This window comes from Citrobacter sp. (assembly GCF_050252275.1).
Classification (GTDB): domain Bacteria; phylum Pseudomonadota; class Gammaproteobacteria; order Enterobacterales; family Enterobacteriaceae; genus Citrobacter_A; species Citrobacter_A amalonaticus.
Genome location: NZ_JBFWLF010000175.1, coordinates 1 through 9,768 on the forward strand (window position 1 = coordinate 1; position 9,768 = coordinate 9,768).

General features: G+C 51.3%; 7 protein-coding genes and 1 pseudogene. 3 read left to right on the plus strand and 5 right to left on the minus strand.

The window, feature by feature from the left end; translation table 11 throughout:
* A pseudogene (locus tag AB7E14_RS14975) lies at window positions 1-244 on the plus strand (DeoR/GlpR family transcriptional regulator); the annotation flags it as partial.
* Window positions 245-293: 49 nt separating this feature from the next.
* Here the strand turns inward: AB7E14_RS14975 and malT are convergent.
* The 5 genes from malT to AB7E14_RS15000 all read right to left on the minus strand — a co-directional run bounded on the left by malT (window position 294) and on the right by AB7E14_RS15000 (window position 5,624).
* A complete protein-coding gene (gene malT / locus AB7E14_RS14980; protein WP_428169638.1) occupies window positions 294-2,999 on the minus strand; it encodes an HTH-type transcriptional regulator MalT in 2,706 nt (901 codons plus the stop codon).
* Between the two features lie 377 nt (window positions 3,000-3,376).
* Window positions 3,377-3,802, minus strand: a complete 426-nt coding sequence (locus AB7E14_RS14985; protein ID WP_428169639.1) for a hypothetical protein — start codon at window positions 3,800-3,802, stop codon at window positions 3,377-3,379.
* A gap of 6 nt (window positions 3,803-3,808) precedes the next feature.
* Window positions 3,809-4,240, minus strand: a complete 432-nt coding sequence (locus AB7E14_RS14990) for a hypothetical protein (RefSeq protein ID WP_222167515.1) — start codon at window positions 4,238-4,240, stop codon at window positions 3,809-3,811.
* A 9-nt stretch (window positions 4,241-4,249) separates the two neighbouring features.
* Window positions 4,250-5,116 (minus strand): hypothetical protein, encoded by an 867-nt coding sequence (locus AB7E14_RS14995; RefSeq protein ID WP_316962339.1) that lies wholly within the window; start codon window positions 5,114-5,116, stop codon window positions 4,250-4,252.
* Window positions 5,117-5,144: 28 nt separating this feature from the next.
* Complete coding sequence (locus AB7E14_RS15000; protein WP_042998436.1) at window positions 5,145-5,624, minus strand: Hcp family type VI secretion system effector; 480 nt, start codon at window positions 5,622-5,624, stop codon at window positions 5,145-5,147.
* 376 nt (window positions 5,625-6,000) lie between these two features.
* Between AB7E14_RS15000 and malP the strand changes: the two genes are divergently transcribed.
* Window positions 6,001-8,394, plus strand: coding sequence for a maltodextrin phosphorylase (gene malP / locus AB7E14_RS15005; protein ID WP_044253517.1), 2,394 nt, complete (start codon window positions 6,001-6,003; stop codon window positions 8,392-8,394).
* Window positions 8,395-8,403: 9 nt separating this feature from the next.
* On the plus strand, window positions 8,404-9,768 hold a 1,365-nt coding region (gene malQ / locus AB7E14_RS15010), incomplete at its 3' end, for a 4-alpha-glucanotransferase (protein WP_428169640.1).

The window sequence follows — 9,768 nt, forward strand, 5'->3', positions numbered from 1 at the left end:
CAGCGGCATCGACAGTGACGGCTCGCTGCTGGAATTCGACTATCACGAGGTGCGTACCAAGCGCGCAATTATTGAGAATTCCCGCCACGTCATACTGGTGACGGATCATTCGAAGTTTGGCCGTAATGCGATGGTGAATATGGGCAGTATCAGTCTGGTGGATGCGGTATATACCGATGCTCTGCCACCAGCAGGGGTAATGAAGGTGATCACCGATAACCATATTCAACTGGAACTGTGTTAACGCGTTGATGAAGAGACTGCCCGGTCAGCGTGGGTGCAGCCGGGCAACATTACACCCCATAACCCATCATTTTCAGCAGTCGCTGCGCGTGTTGGACCGCATCCTGACGGTGCGCCACGCCCAGTTTTTGATACAAATTACGGATATGCGTCTTGATGGTGGTCGCCGCTACCGCCAGTTCGCCAGCGATTTGCTCGTTGCTGTAGCCGGAATAGATCAGCCCCAGCACCTGCCATTCGCGCTGCGTCAGCGGGCTGGTGCGAATTAGCTCTGGTACTTCCGGGTGGTTCAGCAGGCGCTCAACAAAGCTTTCGTCAAAGTGGGCGAACTTGTGGCGGTGATGCTGGTTGATCTCACGCAGAATGCGCTGTGCGCGGTGTTGGTCCAGTTCCGGCAGAGTATTCAGTTGAATAAGCTGGCGTAGTTGCTGCGCCATCGACTCGCCTTCAATCACGAAATGGCTGATGAATCCGGTGCGATTGGCTAATTGCAGGGCATCAAGCAGCACGCGCTGCGCGTCATTTTTGCGCCCGGCCTGCCAGTAAAGTTGGTTGAGCAGCAGCAGGTTACGGTTAAGATCGCTCATCAGGCGCAGGCTGCGCGCATTTTCATTCAGCTCTTCGAGTACGATTTCTGCGGGTTCAAATTCGCCCAGCAGAATTTGCGCTCTGGCGATATTACGCCACTGGCCTTGCAGGAAGTGGTTATTGGCAAACTCCGGTTTCGGCGTCTGGCGCAGCCAGTTGGCGGCCGACTTTTTATCGCCGACCATTTGCCAGTAGATCACCCGAACTTTATCGGCGTTTGAGATCCAGTCGCTATGGTAGTGACCGTTGCCCAGCAGATTCTCCAGGCGGTTGAGATGGCTGCGGGCATTGTCCAGATCGCCACGGGCCAGCGAGCACTGCACCAACAGCGCCAGACACTGTAATTGTTGCTGCGGCTGAAAGGCGGAAAGCACTTCGATACCGCTGCGCGCAGAAGCTTCCGCTTCATCCAGTCGCGCCCATGCCCACAGCAGTTGGGCCCGAATGCGCACCAGAAATTCGTGCATGGGCAATTGTTCCAGATGCTGATCTTTAATCAACTGGAACGCTTTCTCCTGGGTTTCCCAGGCGGCCTGCAAAAAACCCTGGGCAAAGAGGATTTCACTTTGCTGGATCAAGCTCCAGAGCGCGTAGTGCCAGACATCATGATGACGCGCCATCTGTTCGGTCTGCTGCATCAGCGTTAAGGAGCGAGAGAGATCGCCTTTACAGTGCAGCACTTCGCCGTGCACCGAGGTTGCAACAATACGGCTGTAATACAAGGCGATGGGCAACTCATCCAGCGCCAGTTTCGCCAGGCGTTCAGCCTCATCGGGATTGCCGTCGTTGATCGCCACCTGAGCGCGGAGCGCGTTAAACTCGGCATGCAGCGTGCTGTCCATCACGCCCTGAATCTCTTGTTCGGCACGGGCCAGCAGGGTGTTTACTTCGCTGTAGCGATGCTGGCTCTGCATCAGCCAGGCCTGTAACAACACCAGACGCGGGTTTTCCAGCAGGCTTTCCCACGGCAGCGCTTTTAGTGACTCTTCCAGCAGCGCCAGTTCGCTGTGGTTAAACAATCCCCACGCGTGGTTAAGCAAAATATCGCGCAGCATATGCGCATCGCCGGCCGCCAGCGCATGGTGGATGGCTTCGCTGGGGAAACCCTGCGCCATCCAGCTTTCCGCTGCGGCGCGATGGATATCAGGTAACTCGGTCGCCAGTTCCCACTGGCAGCGCTGGCGCAGGAAACTGCCAAACAGCGGGTGATAACTGAACCATTCGCCGGAGTCATCCATCCGTTGCAGGAAAAGCCCTTGCCGCTCGATCTCTTCCAGCCGCATCTGACCATTTTCTTCGCCGGTTACACGTACAATCAGCGCATCGTTCATTGACCGTAAAACTGCACTTTTCAGCAGGAAAAGGCGGGTGCTGACATCGACGCTGTCCAGCACTTCATCGACCAGATAATCTGAAAGATGGCTGGCGTTAATTCCCGCCAGACGGCGTGCCGACTGATGCGCAGAGTGGTTGTTTTGCCGCGCAGAGAGGGCGATGAGCTGTAATGCGGTCGCCCAGCCTGCCACATCGTCACACATCCGGCTGCTTTCGGAGGCTTCGATGGGGGAGGATAAGCGGCGGTCAAAAAACTGTTTGGCTTCCTGATGATTAAAGGCTAGTTGCTGACTGCCTATCTCCAGAAGCTGGTCGCGCACGCGCAGGTTGGCAATCCCCAACTGCGGTAAATTACGCGACAGTACCACCAGCGTGAGATTTTCAGGCTGATGACGCAGGAAGAAGCGCATGGACTCATGAATCACCGGATTAGTGATCAGATGGTAATCGTCGATGACCAGATACAGCGGGCGATGCCATTCCGCCAGCTCAATAAAGAGCTGCGCAAAAAGCGAAGTCAGACTGACATACTGCCGTTTTTGCACCATCACTTCGCTGGTGGTGCAATGACCGTTAGTGGCCTGCTGTACCGCGGCAATCAGATAGCTGGCAAAACGCTCCTGCTGGTTGTCGCCCTCATCCAGTGAGTACCAGCCGAGTTCACTTTTCCCGGCGGCCCATTGTGAAATGAGCGTAGTCTTCCCATAACCTGCAGGACTTGTGATCAGGGCCAGCCTGAAATTGTTCGCGCCGGAAAGTTTAGCCAACAGGCGCTCACGGACCACTGTATGGTCGAGACGAACCGGACGACTTAGTTTGGACGGAATCAACATAGTTAACACTTCACTGTGGAAAATGGGGACTGCAATTTTTTTTGCGCTTCGTAATTAATAGATATAAGGTCGGCCAGATTAGGAACTTTTGCAAGGTATGTCCGGTAATGAACCGCCTTAATTTGCACTACATCACAAATTTATCTGATGGATAACCTCTACTGGATACGGTTGGCGGAGGGGATGTCGGGGTATTTACTTTTGCTAAAGAATCCTGACACTTTGTATAGGCTCACGACTCTGTCCGTGACAGGCGAAATTGTAACTTACCGTGATAAAATTTTTACCGACAAAGGGTAATCAAAAGGTGAGGATGTTATCGATATAAAAAAAGGTAATCTTATTCTCGTTATTATTAGCAGTTTCTATGACTGCTCTTACCAGAAACTACGATTATCAACAAGGGTTTCGCAAAGCTTAACATCAGTCACATGATAATCATGAAGGTTGTCCTGCGGACAGGAGTGGTAGGAAAGTGCCAGCAACAGAAATGGCACAATACAGTTTGCAATAAAACCGATTATAAAAGATATGACAACAATAAAGCTCACTGGCGTTTCTATCGATGCAGGAATACTGGAATGTACATCTTTACTAAATAAAGCCATAATGCATAAAATTAATGCTACAATGAATGCCGGTGTGCCGGCAAGCACAATGCATGTTTTATTGTAGCTGATAACATCCCCCATTCTTATCAAGGATAAAAAATCAGTCATTATTCTGCCAAATAATAAGAAATGCAGGATTCCGAGGAGGGAAATAATTAGGAAAAAAGCGGTAAGACGTAATTTTTTTTTCATTAATGATTACCAGAAACTACGATTATCAACAAGGCTTTCGCAAAGCTTAACATCAGTCACATGATAATCATGAAGGTTGTCCTGCGGGCAGGAGTGATATGACGATACCAGAAATAAAAACAGGACAATAAAGTTTGCAATAAAGCCGATAGCAAAAAGGAGCGCGCCAGTGCCCAGCACCCAGACTTCAAAAGGATCAGGAAGGGCTTTGTATTGCAAATCATTGCTGAATAAAACCCGTACCATAGCAAAGGTTGTATACAACATTAACGGTATTCCACTTATCAGTAAGCACGTATGGTGATAAGTGATTACGTCACCCATTCTTATCAATGATAAAAAATCGGTCATAACAAAACCAAATATTTGTAAATCAAGAATGCCAAGGAGAAATATAATCAGCAAAAAATACATTAGCCGCATAAATAATTTCTTCATAAGTCCTCCTTAAAATGAGTCAAAGTAGGGAGAGTCGAATCCATAATCGTAATTTTTATGATGATGTATATAATCACGAAGCTTTTCTTTTAACGCATTTGATAGCCCTGTTTTTTCATCAAGGACATTTAGTGTGCAATTAAGTAAAATGCCCGCCAAAACGATAATGCCGGTAGTAACAATTACAGGCGCACTAGCTAAAATTGCCAGGCCCGCGACCACCCCAATCACAACCCCCGACACTACCGCTTTAGCCATGTCCATTGAAATATCGACCAGAAAATCCACCATCTGATAATCTGATTTAAAAATCAATTCGATGGCTCGCCAGGCCAGAGAAAAATAGAGGCAATATCTGACACCACTGCTGATACTGTTGTAAAGCCCACGTTTACCGATGGCCATTTCCAGTATTTGCGGATGCCTGGCACCGTAGCGGGTCCCGTTAAGAATACGGCGTAACGCAGGGTATCCCGTAATTTTTATATAGGCTTTGCCGCCCACGTTGTACTCGATCGCTTTTATTTTTAATACAGTAAAGTTAAAAACCAATTCGTTAGCCGGGTTGTAATATGTTGTGAGCTTAGACAGACTGCGAAAGGCATCCAGTCCATCTTTCATATTCCCCGGCGCTGCGCGGTACGAAAAAAACTGATCAATTCCTCCCATTAAGTCATCCACGACTTGCTGTGCTTCTTCTATCGTCAACAGGAGGATATGGTGGTGTTGTGTGATGAATGATCCATCCATAAAAGCCATATCGCGCTGCACAGGGTTCATTGAACTCCAGTGGATGTCTGCTGAGCCGCGCAGCGGATCGCCATCGGGATGACGTGAAGTGTTCTCGTACAACGAAGAAGAGGGACGATGACGCATGCTATTTCCTTATATATGTTATTCAGACTCAGAAGAGTCGGTCGCTCCAAAAGCTAAATGCGCTGGTGCTCGCCATACAGTGTTCCCAACTGATGGATTCATACGTAAAACAAACACGTTCCTGTGCTTCGTTTCCATGTTCAATAATATTATGTGGCACAATTATTTTGATGTTAGAAATATGAGCTTTGAATAATTTAATTTTATAGTAGATCTCCTGTTGACCTCCTGGATTAACGCGATACAGGTCGAGTTCACACTCAAGCGTTTCGTTATCGTTGATGGCTTTGCTGAGTAACGGCGACGAACGGTCAACGGGCTTAATTATTTGCAATTCATGATGACAAACATTTTGTTGCCGTGATGTTTCATGTTCAAGTGCGTAAATCATTATCTGATCAATATGACGGGTTTGAGATTTATTACCTATTGAACTCCGGGAGCCGCACTGCGCTGATATATCTCCCTGAATCTCTCCTGTCAGCGTGAGCCAGGATAAATGGGACATATTATTTCCTTTTAATTTATTAGTGGTGATAATATATTAAAATACAATAAATTTAGTGTGCGCTTGTATTATTGTCATTTCAACTGGTTTTGTTTTTATATGGACTTGAAACCAGGGCGATTCTTCATACCCGCGTTATATCATTTCATCTCTGATTCTGTGATTAGAGCCAGGTAAAATATAAAAATGGATTAAAATAAGTGTATGACTGGGATCTGAACAGTCGGGTGCGGTACGCGAGAGTGGCACCGATCACACTTTTACGCTCATCCCCACTACTCCTCCCCGCCTAATCAAGAGTGGGATGAGGAAGGTCAACATTGAGCCTGGCAAACTAGCGATAACGTTGTTTTTTACCAAAGGACCCGGAATTCCTATGTCACAGCCAACCTTCAATCAAGAGCAATTTCAGGCAGCCCTGACACGTCAGTGGCAGCGTTTCGGTTTACTGTCAGCTCACGAGATGACGTCCCGTCAATGGTGGCACGCCGTCAGCGGCGCGCTGGCGGAACTTCTCAGTGCCCAACCTGTGGCGAAACCGGCGAAAAATCAGCGCCATGTGAACTACATCTCGATGGAGTTCCTGATTGGTCGTCTGACGGGGAATAATCTGCTTAACCTGGGCTGGTATCAGGCGGTGAGCGATGCGCTGAAAGCGTACGACGTCCAGCTGACCGATCTGCTGGAAGAAGAGATCGACCCGGCGCTGGGCAACGGAGGATTAGGGCGTCTTGCCGCCTGCTTCCTGGACTCAATGGCGACCGTCGGTCAATCTGCCACCGGTTATGGTCTGAACTATCAGTACGGCCTGTTCCGTCAATCCTTTGCCGACGGTCAGCAAATGGAAGCGCCGGATGACTGGCATCGCGGCAGCTACCCGTGGTTCCGTCATAACGAGCAGCTTGATGTGCAGGTGGGTATTGGCGGTAAGGTGACAAAAGGCGGTCACTGGGAACCCGGCTTTGTGATTACCGGGCAGGCGTGGGATCTGCCGGTGCTGGGCTACCGTAACGGCGTGGCGCAACCGCTGCGTCTGTGGCAGGCCACTCACGCTCATCCGTTTAACCTGACCAAATTTAATGACGGCGATTTCCTGCGTGCGGAACAGCAGGGGATTGACGCCGATAAACTGACCAAAGTGCTTTACCCGAACGATAACCACACGGCGGGTAAGAAGCTGCGTCTGATGCAGCAATACTTCCAGTGCGCCTGTTCAGTGGCAGACATTCTGCGTCGTCATCATCTGGCTGGCCGCAAACTGCATGAGCTGGCGGATTACGAAGTCATTCAACTGAACGATACCCATCCCACCATTGCGATTCCGGAACTGCTGCGCGTGCTGCTTGACGAGCATCAGATGAGCTGGGACGACGCCTGGGCGATCACCAGCAAAACGTTCGCCTATACCAACCATACCCTGATGCCAGAAGCGCTGGAGTGCTGGGATGAGAAGCTGGTGAAAGCGCTGCTGCCGCGTCATATGCAGATCATCAAAGAGATTAACGATCGCTTTAAGACGCTGGTCGATAAAACCTGGCCTGGCGACAAGCAGGTTTGGGCAAAGCTGGCGGTGGTTCACGACAAACAGGTGCGCATGGCGAACATGTGCGTCGTCAGCGGCTTTGCGGTCAACGGCGTTGCCGCACTGCACTCCGATCTGGTGGTGAAAGATCTGTTCCCGGAATATCACCAACTGTGGCCGAACAAGTTCCATAACGTGACCAACGGCATCACGCCGCGTCGCTGGATCAAACAGTGCAACCCGGAACTGGCTGCGCTGTTTGATAAAACGCTGAAGAAAGAATGGGCGAACGATCTCGATCAGTTGATCAATCTTGAGAAGTACGCTGATGATGCTAAATTCCGCAAGACCTGGCGTGATATCAAGCAGGCCAATAAGGTACGTCTGGCTGAGTTTGTGAAAGTTCGTACTGGGATTGAGATTAACCCGCAGGCGATTTTCGATATTCAGATTAAGCGTCTGCACGAATACAAACGTCAGCACCTGAACCTGCTGCATATCCTGGCGTTGTATAAAGAGATTCGCGAAAACCCGCAGGCCGATCGCGTACCGCGCGTGTTCCTGTTTGGCGCGAAGTCGGCTCCGGGTTACTACCTGGCGAAAAACATTATCTTTGCCATTAACAAGGTGGCGGAAACCATTAATAACGACCCGAACGTCGGCGACAAACTGAAAGTGGTGTTCCTGCCGGATTACTGCGTGTCAGCAGCAGAAATGCTGATTCCGGCGGCGGATATCTCCGAGCAGATCTCCACAGCGGGGAAAGAAGCTTCCGGCACCGGCAACATGAAGCTGGCGCTAAACGGCGCACTGACGGTCGGCACCCTGGACGGCGCGAACGTAGAAATCGCCGAGAAAGTGGGTGATGAGAATATCTTTATCTTTGGGCATACCGTGGAACAGGTGAAGGCGCTGAAAGCCAAAGGCTACGATCCGCTGAAATGGCGCAAAAAGGATAAAGTACTCGATGCCGTGCTGAAAGAGCTGGAGAGCGGTAAGTTCAGCGCCGGCGATAAGCATGCCTTTGATCAGATGCTGCACAGCATAGGCAAACAGGGGGGCGATCCGTATCTGGTGATGGCGGACTTTGCGGCCTACGTTGAGGCGCAGAAACAGGTGGATGTGTTGTATCGTGACCAGGAGGCCTGGACGCGTGCGGCGATCCTGAACTCCGCACGCTGCGGTATGTTCAGCTCGGATCGCTCCATTCGCGATTATCAGACCCGAATCTGGCAGGCGAAACGCTAAGGAAGCGCGATGGATAGCAAACGTCTGGATAATGCCGCGCTGGCGGCGGGGATCAGTCCCAATTATATCAATGCCCACGGCAAGCCGCAGTCAATTGGTGCCGAAACCAAGCGACGTTTGTTGGATGCTATGCACCGTACCGCTGCCGCCGCAAAGGTAGCGGTGACGGCGGTGCCGAATGTGATGGTCTACACCGCAGGCAAAAAGATGTCGCTAGCGGTAGAGGGACACGGTGAATTCAACTGGCTGTTGACCACCGAAGAGGGTGTGCAGTTTAAGGGGCACGCCACCGGCGGGAAATCCTTTACTCTGCCGACAAAGCTGCCGCTGGGTTATCACACGTTGACCCTGACGCAGGATGAACAGCGACACCATTGCCGCATCATCGTGGCGCCAAAACGCTGCTACGAGCCGCAGGCGCTGCTGACCGGGCAGAAACTCTGGGGTGCCTGCGTACAGCTCTATACGCTGCGTTCAGAGCACAACTGGGGAATCGGTGATTTCGGCGATCTGAAGTCAATGCTGGTGGATGTAGCAAAACGCGGGGGGGCGTTTATCGGCCTCAATCCGATCCACGCGCTCTATCCGGCAAACCCGGAGAGCGCCAGCCCGTACAGCCCGTCTTCACGTCGCTGGCTGAACGTCATTTACATTGATGTGAACGCTGTCGATGATTTTCGCCTGAGTCAAGAAGCGCAGGCCTGGTGGCAGATGCCCGATACGCAGAAAATACTGCAACAGGCGCGGGATGCCCAATGGGTGGATTACTCGGCAGTCACCACGCTGAAGATGACCGCGCTGCGCATGGCATGGAAAGGGTTTGCCACGCGCGACGATGAACAGATGGCGGCATTCCGGGCGTTCGTGGCTCAGGAAGGCGACAGCCTGTACTGGCAGGCGGCGTTTGATGCGCTGCATGCCTGGCAGGTGAAAGAGGATGAACTGCGCTGGGGTTGGCCTGCCTGGCCGGAAGCGTATCAGTCTGTTGATTCGCCGGAGGTGGAAAAATTCTGTCACGAACATCGTGATGAAGTGGATTTTTATCTCTGGTTACAGTGGCTGGCGTACATCCAGTTTGCCGCCTGCTGGGAAACCAGTCAGGGCTTTAAGATGCCAATTGGCCTGTATCGCGATCTGGCGGTGGGCGTGGCGGAAGGTGGGGCGGAAACCTGGTGCGATCGCGAGCTGTATTGCCTGAAAGCCTCTGTTGGCGCGCCGCCGGATATCCTCGGTCCGCTTGGACAGAACTGGGGCCTGCCGCCGATGGATCCGCATATCATTACGGCGCGTGCCTACGAGCCGTTTATCGAACTCCTGCGGGCGAATATGCAAAACTGCGGCGCGCTGCGCATCGATCATGTCATGTCGATGCTG